We start from the raw sequence: 25,860 nt of genomic DNA, 5'->3' as shown, positions 1-25,860 counted from the left end.
GGCCTCCCTCTCCCGCGCGGGGAGAGGGAATATTCCGTGTTTCCAGAGACTTGTCAGTCCGTCTGCGCCTCGGCGACGGCGACGGCTGTCATGTTGACGACGCCGCGCGTCGTCACCGACGGGCCGAGGATATGGGCGGGCTTGGCGGTGCCCATCAGGATGGGACCGACCGGTAGGGCATCGCCCAGCACCTTGATCATGTTGAAGGCGATATCGGCCGCGTCGAGGTCCGGCATCACCAGCACGTTCGCCACCCCGGAGAGGCTGGAGTGGGGGAAGGACTTGCGGCGCACATCTTCCATAAGTGCCGCATCCGCCTGCATTTCTCCGTCGACCTGAAGGTTCGGGTCGCGCTCGCGGATGATGGCGAGGGCGGAGCGGACGCGCTTGGCCGAGAGCGTCTCGTGGCTGCCGAAATTGGAGTGCGACAGCAGCGCCACCCGGGGCTCCAGACCGAAGCGGCGGACGTGGGCGGCGGCCAGCACCGTCATCTCGGCGAGGTCGGCGGCGGTGGGCTCGGTCTGGATCTGCGTGTCGCAGATGAAGAAATTGCCCTTGGAGGTGATGAGCAGCGAGAGCGCCGCCAGTTCCTTGACGCCGGGGGCGAGGCCGATGATGTCGCGCACCTGCCTGAGGTGGCGCACGAACCGCCCCTCGATGCCGCAGAGCATCGCATCCGCCTCGCCACGATGGACGGCAAGGGCCGCGATCACCGTGGGATGGGTGCGGACCAGCGTGCGCGCGGCGTCCGGCGTCACGCCCCGGCGGCCGGCCACCTCGACATAATCGCGCACGTAGTCGCGGTAGCGCGGATCATCCTCGGGATTGATGAGGTCGAAGTCGCGGCCGGGCTGGATGGAGAGGCCGAAGCGCTTCAAGCGGGTGTCCACCACGCTCGGGCGGGCGACAATGATGGGCCGGGCGATGCCTTCCTCGACCACCGCCTGAACGGCGCGCAGAACGCGCTCGTCCTCGCCCTCGGCATAGATCACCCGCTTGATGGACTGCTTCGCCTTGGCGAACAGCGGCCGCATGATGAAGCCGGAGCGGAACACGAAGGTGTCCAGCCGGTCGATATAGGCGTCCATGTCGGCGATGGGACGCGTCGCGACGCCGGTGTCCATGGCCGCCTTCGCCACCGCCGGCGCGATGCGCAGGATGAGGCGCGGATCGAACGGCGAGGGGATGAGCGAGTCGGCGCCGAAGGTGCGGCTTTCACCGCCATAGGCGCGGGCCACCACGTCCGACGGAGTCTCGCGGGCAAGCGCGGCGAGGGCTTCCACCGCCGCCATCTTCATCTCGGCGTTGATGTCGGTGGCACCGACATCCAGCGCGCCGCGGAAGATGTAGGGGAAGCACAGGACGTTGTTGACCTGGTTCGGGAAGTCCGAACGACCGGTGCAGATCATGGCGTCGGGGCGCGCCTCGCGAGCGGCCTCTGGCATGATCTCCGGCATGGGATTGGCGAGGGCGAGGATGAGCGGCTTGTCCGCCATCTTCTTCACCATCTCCGGCTTCAGCACGCCGCCGGCCGACAGGCCGAGGAAGATGTGCGCGCCGTCGATCACCTCGTCGAGGGTGCGTTTGTCGGTCTTCTGGGCATAGATCTCCTTGTAGGGATCCATGAGGGTGTTGCGGCCGTCATAGACCACGCCCTCGATGTCGGTGACCCAGATGTTCTCCTTCTTCGCGCCGAGCGTGACGAGGAGGCCGAGGCAGGCGAGCGCGGCAGCGCCGGCGCCCGACGTGACGATCTTGAGATCCTCGATCTTGCGATTGCCGATCTCCAGCGCGTTGCGCACCGCCGCGGCGACGATGATGGCCGTGCCGTGCTGGTCGTCGTGGAAGACCGGGATCTTCATGCGCTGGCGCAGCTGGGCTTCCACCTCGAAGCACTCGGGCGCCTTGATGTCTTCCAGATTGATGCCGCCGAAGGTGGGCTCCAGCGCGCTCACCACGTCCACCATGCGCTCGACGGTGAGCGCATCGATCTCGATGTCGAACACGTCGATGCCAGCGAACTTCTTGAACAGGACCGCCTTGCCTTCCATCACCGGCTTGCCGGCGAGGGGACCGATGTTGCCGAGGCCCAGCACGGCTGTGCCGTTCGAGACGACGCCCACGAGATTCGAACGGATGGTCAGCTCAGCTGCCTGCAGGGGATCGGCGGCTATGGCCTCGCACGCGGCGGCGACACCGGGAGAATAAGCGAGGGCGAGATCGCGCTGGTTCCCGAGGGGTTTGGTGGCCTGGATCTCAAGCTTTCCCGGCCGCGGCGTGCGATGGTAATAGAGCGCGCCCGAACGCAGATCCTCGGAAATGTTGGACGCCATACCCCTTCCCCCTTGGTGAATAACAAACGCCGCACAAAATCGGCCGGCAACCTAGCGGCCACGCATGCTTATGTCACGGTGGACCGCACAAATTAGGTTATGTTGCGCCCGCCTGAATGCATTAAGGCGGCGCATGTGGCGCGATCGTGGGCGCGTTTGAGTGGGCGCCCAGAATCTGGGCGAGCGATTGGGGCGAATCTGCTGCGGCCGATCGGCTGCATGCTGGGCGGATCTGATGCGGGCGGAGGCCCGGAAGGAATGACCATGAGCGAGGGGAAGGCGAAGCGTGGGCTTTGGACGAAGGTTGCCGTAGCGGTCGGCATCGTGGCCGTTCTGGCCGTGGGCGGCTGGTTCGGCTTCGCCTCCTGGTCGCGGGGCAAGGTGAGGGCCGAGGTGGAGCAGGCCTTCGCCGGCATCCGGGCCGCAGGCAGCAAGGCATCCTTCACCGATGCCGGCTTCGATCCCGCCGACCGCGCCGTGACCGTGTCCGGTATCGCCATCGCCTCGGCCGACGGCAGCGCCGCGGTGAAGATTGCGCGACTGGTCGCGCGGGGCAGCGAAAAGCCCATCGACCGGCGGGTGACCCTCGACGCGCTCGACCTCGACGGCGTGGAAGTGACGCTCTCCGGCGACGCCGCGCAGGGCGGCACCATCACCTATGCCATGCCGCAGGTGATGATCGACCGGTACAACGGCCCCATGACGCTGATCGCCGCCGGCGAGGGTGGCGGCGCCTATGGCGCTTTGCGTGTGGCCCTGCGCCAGCTCGCGGCGACGACCGCCGCCAAGGTGACCATTCCCGAGACCCGCGTCCGCATGGCACCGGCCGGCGCGCCGGCCATGGAAGCCACCTACACCAATTTTGCCGCCGAGGGCATCAACGCCGGCGGCGTGCGTAGCCTGATCATCGATCGCTCGACCGCCTCCTACGTGCTGCCCGCCGAGGGGCAGGCCCCGCCGGCGCGGTTCACTCTGCGCATCGAGGGACTGGTGGCCGCGCAGATCGACACGGCGCCCATCCTGCTGATGACCCAGCCCGGTGGTCCTACGGGCAAGGCCGCGGACGCGTACGGACGCATTTACGGCAAGGTGGTGACCGGCCCCTATGTCATCTCGCAGGAGGGCGGCCCCACCCAGGGCGGCGCCTCCATGCTGATGGAGAATTTCGCCATCCGTCCCTCGGCCTTCGATGCGGCCCGGCTGGCCAAGTTCCAGGCCCTGGTGACGAAGCCGCCGCTCAATCCTTCGGCCGAGGAGAGCCGCCGCGCGGCCGAGCTGGTGCGCGACACCATCGCCGGCCTCTCCTTCACGACGGTCGCGATCACGGACGCCTACACAAAGGACAAGGGCGAGACGGGGCACATCGGCCTGATGCGCATGGATGGCCTTGCCAATGGCGTGCTCGATGGCTTCACGCTTGAGCGGGCGGATGGCACGACGCCCGACGGCGGGACCGGCAAGATCGGTCGCATCGCCGTGCGCCAGCTGGATTTCAATCAGCTCGCAGCGCTCGCCGCCGAGGCGCAGAGCCCCTCCCCCACGACCGCGCTGGTGCTGTTCCGGGTGATCTCGGGCATCGAGGTCAAGAATCTGGAAGTGCCTTATGGCGAAGGGGACGCGAAGAACGAGCCGGTGAAGATCGGCAATTTCTCTCTGTCGTGGGGCGGCTCGCTCGGGGTCTTGCCCTCCTACGTGGACTTCGCGCTGACCGATGTCTCCGGCCCGATCCGGCCGGAGGATGGCGAGCCCTTCACCTATCTCATCAACGCCGGCATGAAGCGGGCCACCGTCTCGCTGGGTGCCAAGGCGTTCTACGACGTCAACGAGAGCACCCTGACGCTGGCGCCCATCACGACCGAGGTGAAGGACGCCTTCCGTGTCGTCATCGAGACCAAGCTGTCCGACGTGCCCCAATCCGCCTTCGCGGACGCCGGGGGGTTTGTCAACGGACTGCCGGCCATCGGCGCCGGACCGGTGACGGTGACGCTGACGGACCTTGGGCTCGCCAAGCTGATGTATGCCCAGTTCGCCAAGGCGGCCGGTGTGAGCGAGGCGGATTATCGCGAGCAGGTCGTGGCGCTGGCCGAGGGCTTCGCCGCCGAGATGGAGGAAGGCATGCCCGAGATGGCGCCCGTCGGCGCCGCCCTGGTGTCCTTCCTGCGCAATCCGGGAACGCTGAAGGTGACGGCGAAACCCAAGGGCTTCGTGCCACTCGTCGCCCTCGCAGCCGCCGGCGATCCGACCGTTCTGCTGGAGACCTTCAGCTTCGAGGCGACCGCCTCCGCCCCGTGATCCGGCGGGCCGCTATTTCGGCCCGTTGATCAGCACCACCAGCTTGATGATGTACTGCTGAATGGCGGCGTTCACCTCGGCGGGCTTGGCTTCCTCGACCTGCACCAGCTTGCGACCGGCGGGGCTGGAATAGAAGCCGTGGATGTCCTTCAGCTCCGCAAGGCTGAGGGCAGAGGCGTAATAGGTCGCGAACTCGCCGAGCAGGTCGGCGCGGATGGGCGCCGCCGCCTTTTCGGCATCTGCGCGGAAGGCGGCCTGCCTGTCGGCCGGCTGCTTCGCGGCGGCCTCGGCGATCATGCGCGCCACGCGGCCATCGATGCCGGGCGCGACGGCCAGGTCCACCACCTGCCGCGCGAGGGCGACCTTGTCGGACGCCTCGTCGGCTGCGGCGGCGGCCGGAAAGGTGAGCGTGTGGACCGCCAGGGCGGCGGCCATGAGCATTGGATAGGCGAACCGCATCTGTTTCCTCCCCGGGAGCGCCCGCAGCTTGGGCGCGCGGCAGCGTCCCGGAGAGAATCTATATCGGCTTCGGCATGGTCGCGCTGCTCCCCCAACTGGGGGAATGCGTCATTTCTGCTGTGGCGCCGGCCGGATGTGCAGCTCGCGCAACTGCTTCGGGCTCGCCTCGTTGGGGGCGCCCATGAGCAGGTCGAGGGCCTGCTGGTTCATGGGGAAGATGGAGATCTCGCGCAGGTTGGTGGTGCCGCAAAGGAGCATGACGATGCGGTCCACGCCCGCGGCCATGCCGCCATGGGGCGGCGCGCCATACTGGAACGCGCGATACATGCCGCCGAAGCGCTCCACCACGGTCGCCTCGTCATAGCCGGCCAGCTCGAACGCCTTCACCATGGCCTCGGGGCGATGGTTACGGATGCCGCCGGAGGCGATCTCGTAGCCATTGCAGGCGATGTCGTACTGGAACGCCTTGATGGTCAGCGGGTCCTGCGTGTTCAGCGCCTCGAGCCCGCCCTGCGGCATGGAGAAGGGATTGTGGGAGAAGTCGATCTTCTTCTCCTCCTCCGAATATTCGTAGAAGGGGAAGTCCACGATCCAGGCCAGCTCGAAGCGGTCCTTGTCGATGAGGTTCAGTTCCTCACCCACCTTGGTGCGGGCGAGGCCGGCGAACTTCACGAACTTGTCGGGGTCGCCCGCGACGAAGAAGGCGGCATCGCCGGCCTTGAGGCCGAGCTGGGCGCGGATCGCCTCGGTGCGCTCGGGGCCGATGTTGTTCGCGAGCGGGCCGGCGCCCTCGCCCCCTTCGCGCCACATGATGTAGCCGAGGCCAGGCTGGCCCTCGCCCTGCGCCCAGGAGTTCATGCGGTCGCAGAAGGCGCGGGAGCCGCCGCCGGGGGCGGGGATGGCCCACACCTCGTTCTTCTCCACCTCCAGCATGCGGGCGAACACCTTGAAGCCCGAGCCGCGGAAGTGGTCGGAGACGTTCTGCATGACGAGCGGATTGCGCAGGTCCGGCTTGTCGGTGCCGTACTTGCGCAGGGATTCCGCATAGGGGATGCGCGGCCAGTTCTTCGTCACCGGCTTGCCGCCGGCGAACTCCTCGAACACACCGGTAATGACCGGCTCCATGGCGGCGAACACGTCTTCCTGCTCGACGAAGCTCATCTCCAGGTCGAGCTGGTAGAACTCGCCGGGCAGGCGGTCGGCGCGCGGGTCCTCGTCGCGGAAGCAGGGGGCGATCTGGAAGTAGCGGTCGAAGCCGCTCATCATGATGAGCTGCTTGTACTGCTGGGGCGCCTGCGGCAGCGCGTAGAACTTCCCGGGATGCAGGCGCGAGGGCACGAGGAAGTCGCGCGCGCCCTCCGGCGACGAGGCAGTGAGGATGGGCGTCTGGAACTCGAAGAAGCCCTGATCCTTCATGCGCCGGCGCATGGCGTCGATGATGGCGCCGCGAGTCATGATGTTGCGGTGGAGCTTCTCGCGGCGCAGGTCGAGGAAGCGGTACTTGAGCCGCGTCTCTTCCGGATATTCCACGTCGCCGAACACCGGCAGCGGCAGCTCGGCGGCCGGGCCGAGCACTTCGAGGTCGGTGGCATAGACCTCGATGGCGCCGGTGGTGAGGTCCGCATTCTCCGTGCCCTCGGGGCGCAGGCGCACCTTGCCGTCGATGCGGATGACCCACTCGGACCGCGCCTTCTCGGCGTCCTTGAAGGCCGGGCTGTCGGGGTCCACCACCACCTGGGTGAGGCCGTAATGGTCACGCAGGTCGATGAAGAGCACGCCGCCATGGTCGCGGATGCGGTGGCACCAGCCGGACAGGCGGACGATCTGGCCCACCTCGGCGGTCGAAAGCGCGCCGCAGGTATGTGAGCGGTAACGGTGCATGGGGTCGCCCTTTCAAGGCTGATCAGGGAAGACACGGGGCGAAAGGCCCTGCTACCCGGGCGTCCGCGCGCAGGCCGTTGGCGCGCACCGGACGCCCAAGGCACCGCTTGCGCGCCGGGCGCCGCGTCACCGCGCGCCACGGCTCGAAAGTCCGCGTCTGAGGCGGGGCGAAGGTGCATGCGTTCCGCCGCGTGTCAAGCACGCAGTCTTGTTGAGCCCTGCGCGAAGGTTGTAGGTTCGGGTTAGCCGTGTCTCCATCGACAGGTCTTTCGGGTGAGAGCGTGACAAGGAGCGAGGCCGGCATGGAGACGCCGAACGGGCGCGAAACCGGACCGCTGGACGCGAACCGCCCCGGCGCGCGAGGGTCCCTCTGGCTGGCCTTCGTCGCAGCGACGCTCATCGTCTGCGTCATCTGCGCGGCCACCCTACTGGTGAGAAGCCTCTGGCAGGACGGTGCCGCGGACCGCGCGCGCGAGCTCGAGAACATGGCGGTCACGCTGTCCGAGCAGACGGCCCGCGCCTTCCAGAGCGTCGGCCTCATCCAGGACGACCTCATTGGACACGTGCGCGAGAAGGGTATCCAGACACGGATTCAGCTCGTCGATGCCATGTCGACGGAGGACGTCCATTCCCGGCTGCGGGAGAAAATCTCCGGCCTGCCCTTCATCGATGCCATCACCGTCATCGATGAGACGGGGCAATTGCTCAACTTTTCACGCTATTGGCCTATCCCTAACGTGAACGTGTCCGACCGCGATTATTTCCTGGCGCTCGAAGGCATGCGGGGACCGGACATATTTCTGGGCGAGCCGGTGCCAAACCGCGGGAGCGGCACCGTCACCATCTATCTCGCCAAGCGGTTCGCCAACAGCTCTGGGCGCTTCCTCGGCCTTGTGCTCGGCGCCATGGAGCAATCCTATTTCGAGCGCTTCTACAGCGGGCTCCGGCTCGGACGCGACGGGATGATCGCGCTGATCCGTTCGGACGGCGCGCTGCTCGCCCGCCATCCCGGCTCAGCCGGCCAGTCGCCACGCGATTCCGCCGTTCGGGCACGCACAGCGGCGGCGGTGTTCGCGACCGGGCAGATGCCGCAACTCCCCGCCGGGACGCTGGACGAGAAAGCCCGCATCGCCGCCGTCCATAGGGTGGGCGATCTGCCGGTGGCGGTGGTGGTCAGCGAAAGCATCGCCGCCCTGGACGCCCTGATGTGGCAGCGGGCGACGCCGCTGATCGTCGCCGCCGGGCTGCTTTGCCTCACCATCGCGCTCGTAGCCTGGGGCGTCGGCCGGCATCTGCGGGACGAGCGTGCCTTCGCCGTGGCCCAGCACGGCATGGCGCGGATCGACGTGCTGACGGGCCTGCCCAACCGCCTTGCCTTCGCCGAGCGTCTGAATGCGCTCCTGAAAGCCCGCGGCGGGGGAACACCGCTCGCCCTGCTCTATCTCGACCTCGATTACTTCAAGGCCGTTAACGACACACTCGGCCACGACGCCGGCGACACCATGCTGATCGAACTGGCCGAGCGCATCCGGGCCCTCGTTGGGCCGGATGATTTCGCCGCACGTCTCGGTGGCGACGAATTCGCCGTTGTGGTGTCGGGTGTGAATCACGAGAGCGAGGCCGCCGAATTCGCGCAGCGCCTGATCCATACCCTGCGGTCGCCGTTGCATCTCGGCCTGCACAGGATCGTTAGTGGATGCAGCATCGGCATCGTCATGGCACCACGCGATGGCACCGGTGTTGCGGAACTGCTCAAGAACGCGGACCTCGCCCTCTACCGCGCCAAGGCCGACGGCCGCGGCATCGCCCGGGTTTTCGTCGAGGAGATGGAGCGCCTCGTGCGCGAGCGCCGCGAGATGGAGGTCGCCCTTCAAACCGCATGGCGGGAGAAACAGTTCTTCCTGCTCTACCAGCCCATCGTGGAAGCCGAATCGGGCCGCGTCGCCGGCTTCGAGGCCCTGCTTCGCTGGCAGCATCCCGAGCGCGGGCTGGTCAACCCGACCAGTTTCATCCCGATCGCGGAGGAAACCGGCCTCATCCTGCCGCTGGGCGCATGGGTGCTGGCCGAGGCGTGCGCCGCGGCCACAACATGGCCCGAGGACCTGTTCGTCTCGGTCAACCTCTCCCCCGTTCAGTTCCGCGGCGCGGAAGCCTTCCGGCAAGTGCGGAACGCGCTGGAAAGCTCGGGCCTTGCCCCGTCGCGTCTGGAGGTGGAGATCACCGAAAGCACCCTGCTGCAGGAAGGCCCCATGGTGCGAGCCACGCTGGAACAGTTCAGCGAGGAGGGAATCACGGTCGCGCTCGATGATTTCGGCACGGGCTATTCCTCCCTTGGGTATCTGAGGACCCTCAGCATCGGCCGGATCAAGATGGACCGCTCGTTTATCGATCAGGTCGAGACCTCGCCGCAGAGCCTCGCCATCGTGCGGGCTGTCGTCGGCCTCGCCCGCACGCTGGGGCTGCGCTGCACGGCCGAAGGCGTTGAAACGGAAGGCCAGAGACGGCTGCTCACGGCGGAGGGCTGCTCCCATCTTCAGGGCTACCTGCTAGGCCGCCCAGGCTCCGCTGAGGAAGCCCTTCGGCGCACCCGCACCTCGGCCGCCTGACGCCTTTCCGACAAGATCGCGCCACATTCCCTTTGCCGAACGCATCGGCGTGGGTATGTTTGAAGCATGGATCCCATCACCTCGACTGAGGCGCTGGCAGCTGCCTGCGAGCGTCTTGCGCGACACCCCTTCGTCACTGTCGACACCGAATTCCTGCGAGAAAGCACCTTCTGGCCGAAGCTGTGCGTGGTGCAGGTCGCATCGCCCGAGGAAGCCATCCTCATCGATGCGCTTTCGGAAGGCCTGGACCTCGCGCCCTTCTATCGGCTCATGGGCAATGAGCGGGTGATGAAGGTGTTCCATGCCGGGCGGCAGGACATCGAGATCATCTGGCATCAGGCCCGGCTGATTCCCCACCCCGTGTTCGACACGCAGGTGGCGGCCATGGTGCTGGGATACGGCGACAGCATCTCGTACGACCAGTTGGTCCAGCGCACGGTGGGCCACAGCCTGGACAAGTCCTCGCGCTTCACCGACTGGTCGCGGCGGCCGCTGAGCCAGGCGCAGATCGCCTACGCCATCGCCGACGTCACCCACCTGCGGGACATCTACATCAAGCTGACGGCGGATCTCGATGCCCGCGGCCGCGGCGAGTGGGTCGGCGAGGAGATGCACGTCCTCACCTCACCCGCCACCTATGAGCAGCATCCCGAGCAGGCGTGGGAGCGGCTGAAGTCCCGCGTGCGCAAGCCGCGCGAGCTGGCGGTTCTCGTGGAGGTCGCTGCCTGGCGCGAGCGCGAGGCCCAGACGCGCGACCTGCCGCGCGGCCGCGTCATCAAGGATGAAGTGATCGGCGAGATCGCGGTGCAGCAGCCGCAGACCCCGGAGAAGCTGGCCGAGTTGCGCTCGCTGCCCAAAGGTTTCGAGCGCTCACGCTATGGCGAAGCGGTTCTGGAAGCCGTGAAGCGCGGCGTCGCCCGCGACCCGAAGACGCTGCCCCGCATCGAGCGGGACAAGCCCCTGCCCAATGGCGCCAATGCCACGGTTGAGCTTCTGAAGGTGTTGCTGCGCATGACAGCGGAGCAGAACGCGGTCGCCGCCAAGGTGATCGCCACCACCGAGGATTTGGAGCGCATCGCGGTGAGCGACGAGGCCGATGTGCCGGCGCTGAAGGGCTGGCGGCGCGAGCTGTTCGGGGTCCACGCCCTCGCGCTCAAGGCCGGGCAGCTCGCCCTAGCCGTCGACAAGGGCAAGGTAGTAGCGGTCCAGAAATAGCAGGACCGCATCCTTCAGAGGTTGTCGCGCAGGCCCTTCACGAAGCTGGACAATCCGGTCAGCCGGCGCCGCTTCAGCCGCTCGGCCTGCAGGATGGCGGTGAGCTTGGCGAGGCTGTCCTCCACGTCGTGATTGATGATGATGTAGTCGTATTCGGTGTAGTGGCTGATCTCGTCCGAGGCCTTGGCCATGCGCTGGTGGACGACCTCTTCCGAATCCTGCGCCCGTGACCGCAACCGCTGCTCCAGGTCGGCGGCGGACGGCGGCAGGATGAAGACCTTCACCAGATCCTGCTGCGCGCTCTCGCCCAACTGCTGGGTGCCCTGCCAATCGATATCGAACAGCACGTCCCGCCCGGCAGACAACGCCTGCTCCACGGCCCCGCGTGGCGTGCCATAGAGATTCTCGAACACGGTGGCATGTTCCAGCAGCTCACCCTCGTCGCGCATCCGGTGGAAGGTGTCGCGATCGACGAAGAAATAGTCCTTGCCGTGCTCCTCGCCCGGTCGCGGCGCGCGGGTGGTGACCGAGACCGACATGGTGATGCGGTCATCGCTCTTGAGCAGCAGGCGGGAGAGCGTGGTCTTGCCCGCCCCCGAAGGCGAGGAGAGCACCAGCATCAATCCGCGGCGGGCAAGCACACCGGCTCCCGGCTTCCAGCCCGGCAGCGCGAAGTGCGAGGACACGGAAGGGGGTGCTGAATTGGGCATCGCGGCGGACTTCACTCTAGGTTCTGAATCTGCTCGCGGAACTGATCCACGAGCAGCTTGAGGTCAAGCCCGATCTGCGTCAGCGCCACGGAATTGGACTTGGAGCACAGGGTATTCGCCTCGCGATTGAACTCCTGCGCGAGGAAATCGAGCCGCCGCCCGACAGGGCCGCCGGCGGCCATCAGGTCTCGCGCCTGAGCGATGTGGGCGACAAGGCGGTCCAGTTCCTCGCGCACGTCGGCCTTGGTGACGGCCAGAATCGCCTCCTGGTGGAGACGCTCGGGATCGAGGGAGGCGGCCTCCATCAGCACCCGGAGCTGATCGGCGATGCGTGCCCGCACCGCCTCCACGGACCGCTCCGGCAGGCGCTCGGCCCGGGAGACGAGGCCGGTGATGGCATCGAGGCGCTCTGTGAGGATGGCGTTGAGCGCGCTGCCTTCCCGCTCCCGCATGGCGCCGAGTTCGGCCAGCGCCCGGTCGAAGGCGTCGAGAACGGCGGCTATGAGCGCGCCGCGCTCCGCCTCGCTGTCCTCGGCCTCGGTGATCTCCACCATGCCCTTCACGGCGAGGAGCGAATCAAGGGTGGGCGCGGCGGCCCCGAGGCGGCGCGCGCTCTCGGACATGGCGCGGTAGAGGGCCTCCAGCGCCCCCTGGTTGACGCGGACGGCGGAGGCCTCGCCCTCGCGGGAGGCCGTCAGGTTGGCGGCGACGGAGCCCCGCGACAGCACCTGCCCGGTTCGGCTGCGCACGTCGGATTCAAGCGCCTCGAAGCCGGGCGGCAGGCGCAGGCGCAGATCGAGGCCCTTGCCGTTCACCGAACGCACCTCCCAGCCGAACCGCCACGGACCGTGCGAGCCCGAGACGCGCGCGAAGCCGGTCATGCTCGCGAGCGGCGTCCGCGGCTCCACCTTCCCAGCCGAGACGGCTGCGCGCTTGATGATCGGTCCCGCGGCCATGGCCGTCTCCGTGTTCGTTCAGCGGCCTGGGGGGGCCGCAGGTGTGGCGGCCGGGGCAGCGGGCGGCTGGCCGCCCTGCGCCGGGGGGGCGCCCTGTTCGATCGCCCGCCAGCGGGCGACGTTCTTGTTGTGGTCGGCCAGCGTCTCGGCGAAGGCGTGGCCGCCGGTGCCGTCGGCGACGAAGAAGAGATCCTTCGTCTTTGGCGGGTTGGCCGCCGCCATCAGAGCGTCCTTGCCCGGATTGCAGATGGGGCCGGGGGGCAGTCCGTCGATGGCATAGGTGTTGTAGGCGGTTGCTGTGGCGATGTCCGTGCGCGAGATCGGCCGGCCGAGCGAGCCTCGTCCGCCGACGATGCCGTAGATGATGGTCGGGTCGGACTGCAGCCGCATCTTCCGCGCCAGGCGGTTGACGAACACGGCGGCGACCTTGGGTCGCTCGTCGGCCTGCCCGGTCTCCTTTTCGACGATGGAGGCGAGGGTTACCAGTTCCTGCGGGCTCTTGAGCGGCACGTCCGGCGCGCGCTTCGCCCAGATGGTGGCCAGCAACTTCTTCTGCGCGTCCGCCATCTCCTGGAGCACGGCATCACGGGTCATGCCGCGATGGATGCGGTAGGTCTCGGGCAGCAGCGTGCCCTCCTGGGGCACGGCGGGGGTGCCGGTGAGAAGGTCATTGTCCATCAGGCGCTTGACCACCTGCTGGCTGGTCAGCCCTTCGGGAATGGTCACCTGGTGCAGCACGACCTTGCCGGACGCGATGGTGTCGATCACGCTCGCCACCGACTGGCCGGGCTTGAAAACGTATTCGCCTGCCTTCAGCGAGGCATCCGGGCGGGAAATCTTCTGTCCGGCCACGAACAGCACCCAGCTCTGGATGACGCCCTCGCGCTCGAGAATCTCGGCCATGTCGCGCACGCCGGCGCCGCGCGGAATGTTGACGACCTTGTCGGCGGTGAGCGGTCCAGGCTCGGTGAAGGCGCGCTGGCCATACCAGCCGGCAAGCCCCACGGCGACGAAGGCGAACAGCAGAAAGGTGAAGATGCCGCTGCCGATGGTGACGGCGGGATGCCGCGCGCTGCGCGACGGCCGGGGCGGCTTCGGCGGCGGCCTGCGCGGAGGCGCCTTGCGCTGCTTGGTGTTGCGGGTGGGACCTGTCGGCATGGGCGGAGCGGCAGGCGGGCGCGGCGGAGCCGAGGCGATGGCCTCGGGCGGGCGGACCTGCCCTTTCGGCAGGAGCGGTGAATCCTCACCGGGACCGGACTGCACTGGCGAAGCGGCCTGGTCGGAAGACGGGGGATATGACGAAGCCGCGTCGCGCGGTGCGTCCTTCTCCGGCTCCTCGCGCGTCGATGATCCGTCGTTGGACTGGGCCATCCCGGGCTCCCTTGTCGTCGGCCTAAGCTCTCGCGTTGCGCGGAGCAGTCAGCCACCTTTTGGCGGCTTGCTAAAGGGACATTCGGGCGTGACGGGGGCAGGCTGTCCCAGCGTCGTGCGGCCGGGCTCCCGCCCGACCGCAGGCCGTATCAGGCGTCGTAGCGGCGGAAGATCAGCGACGCATTGGTGCCGCCGAAGCCGAAGGAATTGGAGAGCACGGCGTCGATCTTGCGCGGCTTGGGCGTCAGCGGCACCAGATCGATCGGCGTCTCCACCGACGGATTGTCGAGATTGAGCGTCGCCGGGGCAATCTGGTCGCGGATGGCGAGGATGGAGAAGATCGCCTCCACCGAGCCCGCGGCCCCGAGCAGATGGCCGATGGACGACTTGGTCGACGACATGGCGGTCTTGGCCGCCGCATTGCCGAGCAGCCGCTCCACCGCCTTGAGCTCGATCTCGTCGGCCATGGTGGAGGTGCCGTGGGCGTTGATGTAGTCGATGTCGTCCGCCGTCAGGCCCGCCCGCTTCAGCGCCGCCGACATGCAGCGGTAGGCGCCGTCGCCGTCCATGGACGGGGCGGTGATGTGGAAGGCATCGCCCGACAGGCCGTAGCCGACCAGCTCGGCATAGATCTTGGCGCCGCGCGCCTTCGCGTGCTCCAGCTCTTCCAGCACCACGACGCCGGCGCCCTCGCCCATGACGAAGCCGTCCCGGTCCTTGTCGTAGGGGCGCGAGGCGTGAATGGGGTCGTCATTGAACGCGGTGCAGAGCGCCTTGCACGCGGCGAAGCCGGCGATGGAGAGCCGGTTGACCGGCGATTCGGTGCCGCCCGCGACCATCACGTCGGCGTCGCCGAGAGCGATCAGCCGGCCGGCGTCGCCGATGGCATGGGCGCCGGTGGAGCAGGCCGTGACCACCGCGTGGTTCGGCCCCTTGAGGCCGTGCGTGATGGAGACGTAGCCGCCGGCGAGATTGATGAGCCGGCCGGGGATGAAGAAGGGCGAGATGCGGCGCGGGCCGCGATCCTTCAGGAGCAGGGACGCTTCCGCTATGCCCTCGATACCGCCGATGCCGGAGCCGATCAGCACGCCCGAGGCAATCTGGTCCTCGTACTCCGTGGGATGCCAGCCGGCGTCGTCCAGCGCCTGGGTGGCCGCGGCCATGGCGAAGACGATGAATTCATCGACCTTGCGCTGCTCCTTCGGCTCCATCCACTGGTCGGGATTGTAGGTGCCGTCGGACCCGTCGCCGCGCGGGATGTTCGCCGCGATCTTGCACGCGAGGTCGGACACCTCGAAATGGCTGATCGCCTTGACACCGCTTTCGCCGGCAAGCAGCCGCCGCCAGGTCGGCTCGACGCCGCAGGCGAGCGGCGTCACCATGCCGAGGCCGGTGACGACAACACGTCTCATGGGAAAAACTCCGGGAGGCGGGCGAACGGCGCCCCTGGCGCGCGGCCCGGTGCAACAACGGCCGCGGGCGCCGAGCGCCACGCGACCGCCAGATGGACACGCGTATGGATCAAGCCGCGTTCTTTTCCAGGAACTTGATCGCGTCGCCCACAGTCAGGATGGTCTCGGCGGCATCGTCCGGGATCTCGCAGTTGAAGGCCTCCTCGAAGGCCATCACGAGTTCCACGGTGTCGAGGCTGTCGGCGCCGAGATCGTCGATGAAGGAGGCGCTCTCCGTGACCTTCTCGGGCTCAACTCCCAAGTGCTCCGCGACAATCTTCTTCACCCGCTCGGCGATGTCACTCATAGATCGAACCCTCGGTTGTTCGGATAATCCCGTTGCCGTTCGGCGGCTGGAGGAGGGCATAATGCCTTTTTTCCGCCGTGCCCAGTCCCCCTCCGTCGCGAAGGAGACGAGATTTCAGCGGTTCGTCCTCGCGCCGCGCGCGGATGGTGCAGCGCCCGTACGCACGCTTTCCCCCGGCCCAGCAATTGGGCTCGTTAGCACACTCCCCGCGGCAAGGCCAGCAATGCACGCAAAGGTAAGGAGAAAGGGTGCCCTTGCGCCGGCTCGGCACCCCCTCTAATGGGACGAAAAGGGAACATCATGGCCTCTGACACGGATCGATCGGACCGCCTCGCCGCCGCCTTGCGCGCCAATCTCCAGCGTCGCAAGTCGCAGGCTCGTGCGCGCCGCGCACCACAGGAGAGCGATACTCCCTCCGCGCCGACCGCCTCTTCCACCGAGGCTTCCGGTGGAAATCCCGCAACGGGTGGTAGCAGCGCCCCGTCGGAGGGGAAGCCCGCGATTGTGCCAGAGGGCGAGCCGGGCTAGAGCTTTCCTCTTACATCCGCTTACGGCCGGCTCAGGGGGCGCCGCTCGCAAGGCAAGGACAGGACGGCATGGACAAGATTCGCATCGTCGGCGGCAACGAGCTGAAGGGCACCATCCCCATCTCGGGCGCGAAGAACGCAGCCCTGCCGCTGATGATCGCCAGCCTCCTGACCGAGGAGAAGCTGATTCTGGAAAACGTCCCCCGTCTTGCGGACGTGGCCCTGCTGCAGCGCATCCTCGGCAATCACGGCGTGGATATCACCACCAACGGCAAGCGCAACGGCGACGACCCCTACGCCGGCCAGACGCTGGAGATCGATGCCCGCGTCATCGTGGACACGGTCGCGCCCTACGAGCTGGTGTCGAAGATGCGCGCCTCCTTCTGGGTGGTGGGGCCGCTGCTCGCCCGCATGGGCGTCGCCAAGGTCTCGCTGCCGGGCGGTTGCGCCATCGGCACGCGGCCGGTGGATTTCCACCTCGACGCCCTGCGCGCGCTGGGCGCGGACATCGAGATCGACGCCGGCTACGTGCTGGCCAAGGCCCCGCGCGGGCTCACCGGCGCCCGGATCGTCTTCCCCAAGGTGTCCGTGGGCGCGACCCATACCGCGCTGATGGCCGCCGCCCTCGCCCGCGGCGAGAGCGTGATCGAGAATGCCGCGCGCGAGCCCGAGATCGTCGATGTCGCCGACTGCCTCATCAAGATGGGCGCGCGCATCGAGGGGGCCGGCACGTCCACCATCCGCATCGAGGGCGTGCCGCGCCTCAAGGCGGCCCGCCACGCGGTGCTGCCCGACCGCATCGAGACCGGTACCTATGCCATGGCCACCGCCATGACCGGCGGTGACGTGATGCTCGCCGGCGCCCGGCCGGACCTCCTGGAGGACGCGCTGGAGACCCTGCGCCACGCCGGCGCGGAGATCGACGCCACCAACGAGGGCATTCGTGTCCGCCGCAACGGCGCCGGCATCCTGCCGGTGGACGTCTCCACCGCCCCCTATCCCGGCTTCCCGACCGACCTGCAGGCCCAGTTCATGGCCCTGATGACCAAGGCGAAGGGCCGCTCACGCATCACCGAGACCATCTTCGAGAACCGCTTCATGCATGTTCAGGAGTTGGCGCGCCTCGGTGCCCGTATCCACCTCGACGGCGACACCGCCGTCGTGGAGGGCGTGGAGCGGCTGACAGGCGCACCGGTGATGGCCACCGACCTGCGCGCCTCGGTCTCCCTCGTCATCGCCGGCCTCGCCGCCGAGGGCGAGACCATGGTGCAGCGCGTCTATCACCTCGATCGCGGCTTCGAAAAGCTGGAAGAGAAGCTGTCGCGCTGCGGCGCGGAGATCGAGCGCATCAGCGCCTGAGGGCGGAGCGCGGAGCGCCCGCGCTCTTCTCGCAACGGCTGGCCTTTCAACGCTATCAGGGTGGCGGAAGAGCCTTGAGCATCCCCAACATCATCACCTTGCTGCGCATCTTCCTGGTGCCGGCCGTGGTGTGGGCCATCGCCTCGGGCGAGCCGCTCCTCGCCTTCTGGCTGTTCCTTGCTGCGGGGGTATCGGACGCGCTCGACGGTTTCATCGCCAAGCGCTTCCAGATGCAGACCGAGCTTGGCTCCTATCTCGACCCGGTCGCGGACAAGGCGCTGCTCGTCTCGATCTACGTGACGCTGGCGGTGGTGGGGCTCATTCCACGCTGGGTCGCCATCGCGGTCGTCTCGCGGGATGTCATGATCATTGGCGCGGTGGTGCTCTCGCTGGTGATGGCGAAGCCGGTGACGATCAGCCCCCTGCTGATTTCCAAGGTGAACACGGCAGCGCAGATCAGCTTCGCGGCCGTCGTGTTGGCCAGCGCGGGCTTCGGCGTGGCCGTGCCGGGGCTGTACGATCTCGGGCTGGTGCTGGTCGGCCTCTTGACGGGCCTTTCCGCCGCTGCCTATCTCGCCGCATGGACGCGCCATATGGCAAGCTGAGGGGCGACGGTTCAGGATCGGCTCTCCTTCGGGCGGCCGGTTGAAAGGCGCAAGGTGATGGACGGCGACCGCACGCGCATGCCGGAACTCCGCAGCGACCCGACGTCGCCGGCGCGGCGCAGCGCAGCTTTCGCCCGCCTGCCCCGCATGCCCGTGCCGATCCATCCGGGAATGGAGGGGACATCGGTGCGCATTCAGGCCCGCTTCTGGGTGGGCGCGCTACTGCTCACCGCCCTTATCCTCTGGCTGCTGTCCGGCATCCTCCTGCCCTTCGTGGCAGGCATCGTGCTCGCCTATTTCCTCAATCCGGTGGTCGCCCGCCTGGAGCACATCGGCGTCGCACGCACCCTCTCCGCCCTCGTGGTGGTGGGGATCATGCTGCTGCTGGTGATGCTGTTCTTCCTGCTGGCGCTGCCGATCCTGTCGTCGCAGCTGTTCGAGTTCATCCAGCGCCTGCCCTCCTATGTGACGCGCCTTCAGGGCCTTCTGACCGAAGAGAACCGGGAATGGCTGAGCGGCATCGTCGGCGACCGACTGCCGGACATGCAGCGCTCCATCTCGGACCTGATGACCCAGGGCGTCAGCCATGTGCTGACCCTGCTCTCCTCGGTCTGGTCCGGCGGACAGGCACTCGTCGCCCTGTTCGCGCTGCTGGTGGTGACGCCGGTGGTTGTGTTCTACATCCTGTGCGACTGGAACGAGATGGTTGGGCTGGTGGACCGGCTGGTGCCTGTACCGCATCGCCCGGTGGTGCGCGGCCTCGCCCGCGCCATGGACAATGCGGTGGCCGGCTTCGTGCGCGGCCAGGCCACGGTCTGCCTGCTGCTCGGCGGCTTCTACGCCATCTCCCTGTCCATGGTGGGGCTCAACTTCGGGCTGCTCATCGGCATCGTCTCGGGGGTCATCACCTTCATCCCCTATGTGGGATCGCTCACCGGCTTCGTGCTGGCCATGGGCGTGGCCATCGTCCAGTTCTTTCCCGACTGGGGCATGATCGGCACCGTGCTCGCCATCTTCGTCGCCGGCCAGACCATCGAGGGCTACGTGCTCGCGCCCAAACTGGTGGGCGACAGCATCGGCGTGCATCCGGTGTGGCTGATGTTCGCCTTGTTCGCCTTCGGCTACCTGTTCGGCTTCGTCGGCCTTCTGCTGGCGGTGCCGCTGACGGCGGTGGCCGGGGTGCTCGTGCGCTTCGCCATCGCCAGATACATGCAATCCTCGCTCTACCAGGGCGCCGCGGATGAGGAAGATCCGCCGGCCGAGGCGCGCTGACATCATGCCCCGTCTCCCGGCCGGACCGCCGCGACAGCTTGCCCTCGACCTGCCCAACCAGCCGGCGCTCCGCCGCGAGGATTTCCTTGCGGCCCCCGGCAACGCGGCAGCGCTCGCGCTCATCGATGCGTTTCCGGACTGGCCCTCGCGCGTCGCTTGCCTTGTCGGGCCGGACGGCTCGGGCAAGAGCCACCTAGCCGCCATCTTCGCCGAACGGTCGGGCGCCCTGACGCTCGCTGCCCGTGACCTCGTGCGCGAGTCGGTGCCGGCCGCCCTCGCCCACGATGCCCTGGTGCTCGAGGATCTCGACCCGGCGACCTTCAGCGAGCCGGCCCTCTTCCACCTGCTCAATCTCGCCCGCGAGCAGCAGGCCTACCTGCTGATGACCGCGCGCACGCTGCCCTCCGGCTTCGCGCTCGCCACCGCGGACCTCGCTTCCCGTCTGCGCGCCATTCCGGTGTTCGAGATCGCCCCGGCGGACGATGCGCTGCTGGCCGCGGTGCTGGTGAAGCTGTTCGCCGACCGCCAGCTCGCTGTGGACGAGGCGACCGTACAATATCTCCTGCTGCGGATTCCGCGTTCAGTGGCCGGCGCGCAGCGCATTGTCGAGGCGCTGGACCAGGCGGCGCTGGCCGCCCGGCGGCCGGTGACGCGCGCCCTCGCGGCCCAGGTGCTGGCGTCCGCGCTCGACGCCGAGGCATTCGGCGACCATCCAGACGATGCGCCCGGCGGCGCCGGTCCGGTGGGCGATGATTGAGGAACGCGCAAGGCCGGCGCAATGTCATAGAGTGGTCATGCAAGCCGGCCATGGTCCGGCCGGTTTCCGCCATTGAGGCGTTGAGGGAGCGACGGAGCGAATGGGCATGAACGAGGCTGTAGCTCTCTCCGACACCGAGATCGTCGCCGAAGTGGAAAGCCCGCTCGCGCAATCCCCGCAGCGGTTCATCAACCGCGAGATTTCCTGGCTCGGCTTCAACCGCCGCGTGCTGGAGGAAGCGGAGAACCGCAATCACCCGCTACTGGAGCAACTGCGCTTCCTCTCCATTTCCGCCAACAACCTCGACGAATTCTTCATGGTCCGCGTGGCGGGCCTGAAGGAACAGGTGCGAGAAGGCGTCCAGACCCCGAGCCCGGACGGGCTCACCCCTTCCGAGCAGCTGAACACCATTCTCGCGGCCGCCGCGCAATTGATCGCCGACCAGCAGGGCCGCTGGCGCGAACTGCGGCGAGACCTCGCCGGCGCCGGTATCGTGCTGGTGGACGGCACGGACGGGACGCCCGAGGACATGGACGTGCTGGAGCGGCACTTCCTCAACCATGTCTTCCCGGTGCTGACCCCCCTCGCCATCGATCCGGCCCACCCCTTCCCCTTCATTCCCAACCTCGGCTTCTCGCTGGCGCTCCAGCTGGTGCGCCAGTCGGACGGGCGGGGGATGAACGCGCTCATCCGCATTCCGGCCAAGGTCGACCGCTTCATCCGCCTGCCGGACCAGGGCGCCGGCACGCTGCGCTTCATGACGCTCGAGCAGATGATCGGCCTGTTCATCGCCCGCCTCTTCCCCGGCTACGCCGTGAAGGGACAGGGCGTCTTTCGCGTCATCCGCGACAGCGACCTCGAAATCGAGGAAGAGGCGGAAGACCTCGTGCGCCTGTTCGAGACCGCGCTGAAGCAGCGCCGGTACGGCGAGGTGATCCGCATGGAGGCCGACGCCGCCATGCCGGACGAACTGCGCATCTTCGTCGCCCGCGAGCTTGGGGTGAACGACGACGAGATCTTCGTGGTGGACGGCGTGCTCGCGCTGAACGAATTTTCGCAGCTCGTCTCGGTGGACAGGCCGGACCTGAAGTTCCAGGCCTACAACGCCCGATTTCCCGAGCGCATCCGCGACCACGGCGGAGACTGCTTTCTCGCTATTCGCGAGAAGGACATTCTGGTTCACCACCCTTATGAATCCTTTGACGTGGTGGTTCAGTTTCTGCGCCAGGCCGCCCGCGACCCCAATGTCGTCGCCATCAAGCAGACCTTGTACCGCACCTCATCCGACAGCCCCATCGTGAAGGCGCTCGCCGAGGCGGCCGAAGCCGGCAAGTCGGTGACGGCGCTGGTGGAGCTGAAGGCGCGCTTCGACGAGGAGGCCAACATCCGCTGGGCGCGTGACCTGGAGCGCGCCGGCGTGCAGGTGGTCTTCGGCTTCATCGAGCTGAAGACCCACGGCAAGCTTTCCATGGCGGTGCGCCGCGAGGGCTCGCAGCTCGCCACCTACGTGCATGTGGGCACCGGAAACTACCACCCCATTACCGCGCGCATCTACACCGACCTCTCCTTCTTCACCGCCGATCCGGTGATCGCCCAGGACGTGGCGCGCATCTTCAACTTCATTACCGGCTATGCGACGCCCGATGAGCTCGACGCGATGGCCGTGTCGCCGTCCTTCCTCAAGCCGCGGCTGATGAAGCACATCGCGGACGAGATCGAGTTCGCGCGGGCGGGCCGTCCGGCGGCGATCTGGCTGAAGTGCAATTCGCTTGTGGACCCCGAGATCATCGACGCGCTCTATGCCGCGAGCGCGGCCGGGGTGCAGGTGGATTGCGTCATCCGCGGCATCTGCTGCCTCAGGCCGGGCATCCCGGGCCTGAGCGAGAACATCCGGGTGAAGTCCATCGTCGGGCGCTTCCTGGAGCACTCGCGCATCTACTGCTTCGGCGGCGGCCATGGCCTGCCCAGCCCGAACGCCATCGTCTACATCTCCTCGGCGGACCTGATGCCGCGCAACCTCGACCGCCGGGTCGAGACCCTGTGCCCCATCACCAACCCGACCGTGCACGAGCAGGTGCTCGACCAGATCATGGTTGCGAACCTTATCGACAACCAGCAGAGCTGGCGTGTCTTGCCGGATGGCTCCTCCGAACGCATAGTCCCGGCGCCGGGCGAGGAGCCGTTCAACGCCCATCAGTATTTCATGACCAATCCGAGCTTGTCCGGCCGTGGAAAGTCTCTCAAGGATTCTTCGCCGCGCAGCCTCTTCGTCCGCCGGGGAGGCGGGCGCTGAGTTGACGCAGGCGCCCGGCCGGCTGTCCCTTGGGGCGCCGGTCGCAGTCATTGATATCGGCTCCAACTCGGTGCGCCTCGTCGTGTACGAGGGGCTCAACCGTGCCCTGACGCCGATCTTCAACGAGAAGGCCCTGTGTGGGCTCGGCCGGGAGGTCCTCTCCACCGGCCGGCTCCCGCAGGATGCGGTCGATCGCGCCTTCGCCGCGCTGAAGCGCTTCCGCGCGCTCTGCGACGCCATGCAGGTGGGCGAGATCCATGCGCTCGCCACCGCCGCCGCGCGTGATGCCCAGAACGGACCGGCCTTCATCGCCGAGTGCGAGGCCATCTGCGGTACCCGCATCGAGCTGCTGACGGGCAAGCGCGAGGCGGAACTCGCGGCCTATGGCATCGTCTCCGGCGTGCACGCGCCGGACGGCATCGTCGGCGATCTGGGCGGCGGCTCGCTGGAGCTGGTGGACGTGAAAGCCGGCTGCGTCGGCACGGGCGTGACCTTGCCGCTGGGCGGCCTCGCCCTTCAGGATCGCTCGTCGCGCTCGACGCGCAAGGCGGAGAAGATCGTCCGCGACACCATCCCCGAGGCGCAGGTTCTGGACGGCCTCGCCGGCCGCACCTTCTATGCGGTGGGTGGCACATGGCGGGCCCTTGCGCGTCTGCACATGTTCACGAAGGGCTATCCGCTGCATGTGATGCACGGCTATGTGATACCGGCCCGCGAGGCGCTGGACTTCACCCGCATCGTCCATCGTGCCGACACCGAAGCGCTGGCCCATATCGACGTGATCTCCGACGCGCGGCGCCCGCTGCTCGCCTATGGCGCGCTCGTGCTGGAGAACATCGTGCGGCAGGGGCGCCCGTCCGAGGTGGTCATTTCGGCCCTCGGCGTGCGCGAGGGCCTGCTCTATTCGCTGCTGCCCGAGGCCGAGCGGGCCGGTGACCCGCTGCTCATCGCGGCGGCGGAGATGAATGTCCTGCGCTCCCGCTCGCCCTTGCACGGCGAGGAACTGGTGGCCTGGACCGACGGCTTCTTCGCCTCTGCCCCGGTGCTGGAGGAAGCGGACGAGGAGCGCCGCCTGCGCCGCGCGGCCTGCCTGCTCGCGGATGTGGGCTGGCGCGCCCATCCCGACTATCGCGGCGAGCAGAGCCTCAACATGATCGCCCATGCCGCCTTCGCCGGCATCGATCATCCCGGCCGGGCTTACGTGGCGCTGTCGGTCTATTTCCGTCACGTGGGCCTCGGCGCCGACGAAAGCGACACCCGCATCCTTGAGCTTGTCACCACCGGAATGCTGGACCGCGCCCGCATCCTCGGGGCGGCCATGCGGGTCGGCTATGTGCTGTCCGCCGCGATGCCGGGCATCCTGCCCCGCATGCCGCTGAAGGTGCGCGGCGACCAGCTGGTGCTGAGCGTGCCGAAGACGTTGGTGTCGCTCGTCAACGAACGCGTGCAGAACCGCCTGCGCCAGCTCGCCCGGCTCATTGGACGTGAGCCCGCGCTGGAGCAATATGAGGAGGGGGCGGCGGACTGAGCCGCCCTTCCCTTTCGGTCAGGCCAAGGCCGCGATCACGCAAAGGTTGCTGGTGCCCCGGTGTCTCCGCTCGGAATTCCGCCCGAATTGGCCGACACCCTTTCAATCATGAAACAGCTCGTGAACATCTTCGGCGGTATCGCCGGCCTTGTGGTGGCGGGTCTCGTGGGCCTCGCCCTGTTTACGCTTGTCGGCGGCCTCATCCTGGTGGCCGGCATCGTCATCACCGCCCTGGTTCTTGGCGGCGGCGTCTATGCGCTCGTCACCGGCCGCGCGCCGGGCATGAAGCGCAACGGCGGCTTTTCATTCCGCGTCATCGACCTGCGCGAGACCCGCGGCTACGGCACGCCGGACGAGAGCGGCATGATCGATGTGACGCCGCCGAAAGACTCCCGCCGAAACGTCTGACACCCGTCCGGCGCGATGATGCGCCGGTCCGGGTCGGCGCTCGGCCAGCGGGATACGTCGAGCCGGCTGAGCGCGGAAAAGCGTTCGAGGTCCGCGGCATAGGCGTTCGCAAGAAAGGCCTCGTCCGCGGCGCTGACCGGCAGGTCGGCGGCGCCATCGAAGATCCGATCCGGCGCGACGTACTCCCTCTCAAGTCCGAGAAAATCGAACACGCGCGCGAGGGTTTCCCCGTGGTGCTGCGCCAGATCGTCCTGGCGGAGCATCAGAACCTGGCTGCGGGGGAAGATGGACAGGAGGCGCTCCACCTGAGCGCCGTAAAAGCCGCGCTCCACATAGGAATAGTGCCGTCGCCCATCGTCGGCAGTGCCGGCCGGGAGCCGGCCCCGCTCTGCCCGGATGGCGCTGGAAAAATCGAGGGGCTCCCTGCCGTTCGCCCGACTCATGCGCCAGTGGGCATGGGCCCTGGCCACCGGATCGCGGAACAGGGCGATGATCCGGACATGGGGATTATGCAACCACAGCCGCTCAAGCGTGTTCGGCCACCAGATGTAGGAGGGCGTCGCCTCGCCACGGATCGCGCCCCGCCGCCGGGGAAAACGTGAGAGGTAGTCGCGATAGTCCGGGCGCGCCCAGCACCGGCGGTCGTCGTCGAAGAAGTGCAGTTCCTTGTCGCCCGGCATCGCGATGCGGGAATGCTGGGACAGGAAATGGAAAAGTGCGGTCGTTCCTGCCTTCTGAACGCCGACGACGGCAAAATCCAAGCGAGGCTGAGAGGCGAACATTGGAGCGGCTCCGGCGCGAGAGGCCGGGACGGCTCCGCCTCGCGGAGCCTGTCGGTCCCCTCCTGTGCCACCCTTGGAATCCAAGTTACCCCAGGGGTATTCCGCTGCGGAAGAAGGGAATAGATACCGTTTGTAAACATCCGTTTCGTGACGTTTCCGCCGCGTGCCGCCCCGCTCACGCTCGGTGACATCTTGCCTCGACACGTGAGATCGCACCGGCCGGTGCTAAGCTCACACGTAGTGTGTCACGTGACGGAGCGAAAACGGGATATGGACGGGACGATTGGTTCGGGCGCGATGCTGGCGGTGGCGATGGTCTGCATCGTGCTGGCGATGCTCACGGTGTGCACCCACGCCATCGGCCTGGCGATCATCCGCCGGAGGCTGAGCCATCGGATCAGCGGCAAGGTCTATGCGGACCATGTATTCGTGGAAGCCGTCATCATCAGCGCTACGGTGCTCAGCCTCAGCCTCGTGCATCTCGCGGAGGTGTGCATCTGGGCCGGCGCCTATGTGCTGCTCGACGCCATCGGCGACCCGCGCGACGCCATCTATTATTCACTCTCCACTTACACCACGCTCGGTCCCGATGGCGTGAGCATCAAAAGGGCCTTTCGGGCCGTGGCCGGTTTCGAATCGCTCATCGGCCCCATGATGGTGGCCTGGTCCACGGCCTTCCTGGTGGAATTCGTGGTTCGCATGCGTGGCGGGGGTGCCGCCGGCGCGGGCTGAGCCGCGCCGGTGTGAA

The 25,860-nt window shown here is 67.6% G+C and carries 20 protein-coding genes; 11 read left to right on the top strand and 9 right to left on the bottom strand.

What is annotated here, in order from left to right; translation table 11 throughout:
- Positions 1-53: 53 nt before the first annotated feature.
- A complete protein-coding gene (locus V5F63_RS05915) occupies positions 54-2,333 on the bottom strand; it encodes an NADP-dependent malic enzyme (RefSeq protein ID WP_245327405.1) in 2,280 nt (759 codons plus the stop codon).
- 264 nt (positions 2,334-2,597) lie between these two features.
- Here V5F63_RS05915 and V5F63_RS05910 point away from each other — a divergent pair, with 264 nt between their 5' ends.
- Entirely contained in the window at positions 2,598-4,625 is a 2,028-nt protein-coding gene (locus V5F63_RS05910; protein ID WP_394102520.1) for an aq_1923 C-terminal domain, read from the top strand.
- Between the two features lie 12 nt (positions 4,626-4,637).
- On the opposite strand, the gene V5F63_RS05905 is transcribed toward V5F63_RS05910, so the two are convergent.
- Both V5F63_RS05905 and aspS read right to left on the bottom strand, forming a co-directional pair.
- Positions 4,638-5,084: a DUF2059 domain-containing protein gene (locus V5F63_RS05905; RefSeq protein WP_394102519.1), complete on the bottom strand. Its 447-nt coding sequence runs from the start codon at positions 5,082-5,084 to the stop codon at positions 4,638-4,640.
- Between the two features lie 108 nt (positions 5,085-5,192).
- Complete coding sequence (aspS, locus tag V5F63_RS05900; protein ID WP_394102518.1) at positions 5,193-6,965, bottom strand: aspartate--tRNA ligase; 1,773 nt, start codon at positions 6,963-6,965, stop codon at positions 5,193-5,195.
- Positions 6,966-7,267: 302 nt separating this feature from the next.
- Between aspS and V5F63_RS05895 the strand changes: the two genes are divergently transcribed.
- Together V5F63_RS05895 and rnd are read left to right on the top strand one after the other, a co-directional pair.
- On the top strand, positions 7,268-9,571 hold the full coding sequence (locus V5F63_RS05895) for a bifunctional diguanylate cyclase/phosphodiesterase (protein ID WP_394102517.1): 2,304 nt from the start codon (positions 7,268-7,270) through the stop codon (positions 9,569-9,571).
- Between the two features lie 66 nt (positions 9,572-9,637).
- Positions 9,638-10,786: a ribonuclease D gene (gene rnd / locus V5F63_RS05890; protein WP_209488067.1), complete on the top strand. Its 1,149-nt coding sequence runs from the start codon at positions 9,638-9,640 to the stop codon at positions 10,784-10,786.
- 14 nt (positions 10,787-10,800) lie between these two features.
- Here the strand turns inward: rnd and gmk are convergent, their stop codons facing one another.
- The 5 genes from gmk to V5F63_RS05865 all read right to left on the bottom strand — a co-directional run bounded on the left by gmk (position 10,801) and on the right by V5F63_RS05865 (position 15,581).
- On the bottom strand, positions 10,801-11,496 hold the full coding sequence (gmk, locus tag V5F63_RS05885) for a guanylate kinase (RefSeq protein WP_394028934.1): 696 nt from the start codon (positions 11,494-11,496) through the stop codon (positions 10,801-10,803).
- An 11-nt stretch (positions 11,497-11,507) separates the two neighbouring features.
- Positions 11,508-12,377: a YicC/YloC family endoribonuclease gene (locus V5F63_RS05880; RefSeq protein WP_209490257.1), complete on the bottom strand. Its 870-nt coding sequence runs from the start codon at positions 12,375-12,377 to the stop codon at positions 11,508-11,510.
- Between the two features lie 93 nt (positions 12,378-12,470).
- On the bottom strand, positions 12,471-13,823 hold the full coding sequence (mltG, locus tag V5F63_RS05875; RefSeq protein WP_245327403.1) for an endolytic transglycosylase MltG: 1,353 nt from the start codon (positions 13,821-13,823) through the stop codon (positions 12,471-12,473).
- A gap of 149 nt (positions 13,824-13,972) precedes the next feature.
- Positions 13,973-15,235 (bottom strand): beta-ketoacyl-ACP synthase II, encoded by a 1,263-nt coding sequence (gene fabF, locus V5F63_RS05870; protein ID WP_209488066.1) that lies wholly within the window; start codon positions 15,233-15,235, stop codon positions 13,973-13,975.
- Positions 15,236-15,344: 109 nt separating this feature from the next.
- Entirely contained in the window at positions 15,345-15,581 is a 237-nt protein-coding gene (locus tag V5F63_RS05865; protein WP_012115109.1) for an acyl carrier protein, read from the bottom strand.
- 596 nt (positions 15,582-16,177) lie between these two features.
- Here V5F63_RS05865 and murA point away from each other — a divergent pair.
- From murA to V5F63_RS05830, 7 genes are all read left to right on the top strand, one after another.
- Positions 16,178-17,467: a UDP-N-acetylglucosamine 1-carboxyvinyltransferase gene (murA, locus tag V5F63_RS05860; protein WP_209488065.1), complete on the top strand. Its 1,290-nt coding sequence runs from the start codon at positions 16,178-16,180 to the stop codon at positions 17,465-17,467.
- Between the two features lie 74 nt (positions 17,468-17,541).
- Positions 17,542-18,072, top strand: coding sequence for a CDP-alcohol phosphatidyltransferase family protein (locus V5F63_RS05855; RefSeq protein WP_209488064.1), 531 nt, complete (start codon positions 17,542-17,544; stop codon positions 18,070-18,072).
- Positions 18,073-18,129: 57 nt separating this feature from the next.
- Positions 18,130-19,344, top strand: a complete 1,215-nt coding sequence (locus V5F63_RS05850; protein ID WP_245327401.1) for an AI-2E family transporter — start codon at positions 18,130-18,132, stop codon at positions 19,342-19,344.
- Positions 19,345-19,348: 4 nt separating this feature from the next.
- Positions 19,349-20,101: an HdaA/DnaA family protein gene (locus V5F63_RS05845; protein WP_245327399.1), complete on the top strand. Its 753-nt coding sequence runs from the start codon at positions 19,349-19,351 to the stop codon at positions 20,099-20,101.
- Positions 20,102-20,207: 106 nt separating this feature from the next.
- Complete coding sequence (locus tag V5F63_RS05840) at positions 20,208-22,394, top strand: RNA degradosome polyphosphate kinase (protein ID WP_209488063.1); 2,187 nt, start codon at positions 20,208-20,210, stop codon at positions 22,392-22,394.
- 1 nt (position 22,395) lies between these two features.
- Positions 22,396-23,922 carry an exopolyphosphatase gene (gene ppx / locus V5F63_RS05835; protein WP_394029889.1) on the top strand — a complete coding sequence of 509 codons (1,527 nt, stop codon included), beginning with the start codon at positions 22,396-22,398 and terminating at the stop codon, positions 23,920-23,922.
- Between the two features lie 108 nt (positions 23,923-24,030).
- Positions 24,031-24,330: a hypothetical protein gene (locus V5F63_RS05830; protein ID WP_394029890.1), complete on the top strand. Its 300-nt coding sequence runs from the start codon at positions 24,031-24,033 to the stop codon at positions 24,328-24,330.
- Here the strand turns inward: V5F63_RS05830 and V5F63_RS05825 are convergent.
- Positions 24,261-25,112: a sulfotransferase family protein gene (locus V5F63_RS05825; protein WP_394102516.1), complete on the bottom strand. Its 852-nt coding sequence runs from the start codon at positions 25,110-25,112 to the stop codon at positions 24,261-24,263. The two genes, V5F63_RS05830 and V5F63_RS05825, sit on opposite strands and share 70 nt — an antisense overlap.
- 270 nt (positions 25,113-25,382) lie before the next feature.
- Here V5F63_RS05825 and V5F63_RS05820 point away from each other — a divergent pair, with 270 nt between their 5' ends.
- Positions 25,383-25,844, top strand: coding sequence for an ion channel (locus tag V5F63_RS05820; protein WP_209488059.1), 462 nt, complete (start codon positions 25,383-25,385; stop codon positions 25,842-25,844).
- Positions 25,845-25,860: the final 16 nt, after the last annotated feature.

This window comes from Xanthobacter wiegelii (genome assembly GCF_043193855.2).
GTDB classification, from domain to species: Bacteria; Pseudomonadota; Alphaproteobacteria; order Rhizobiales; family Xanthobacteraceae; genus Xanthobacter; species Xanthobacter flavus_A.
This window is presented reverse-complemented; position numbering and strand designations above follow the sequence as displayed.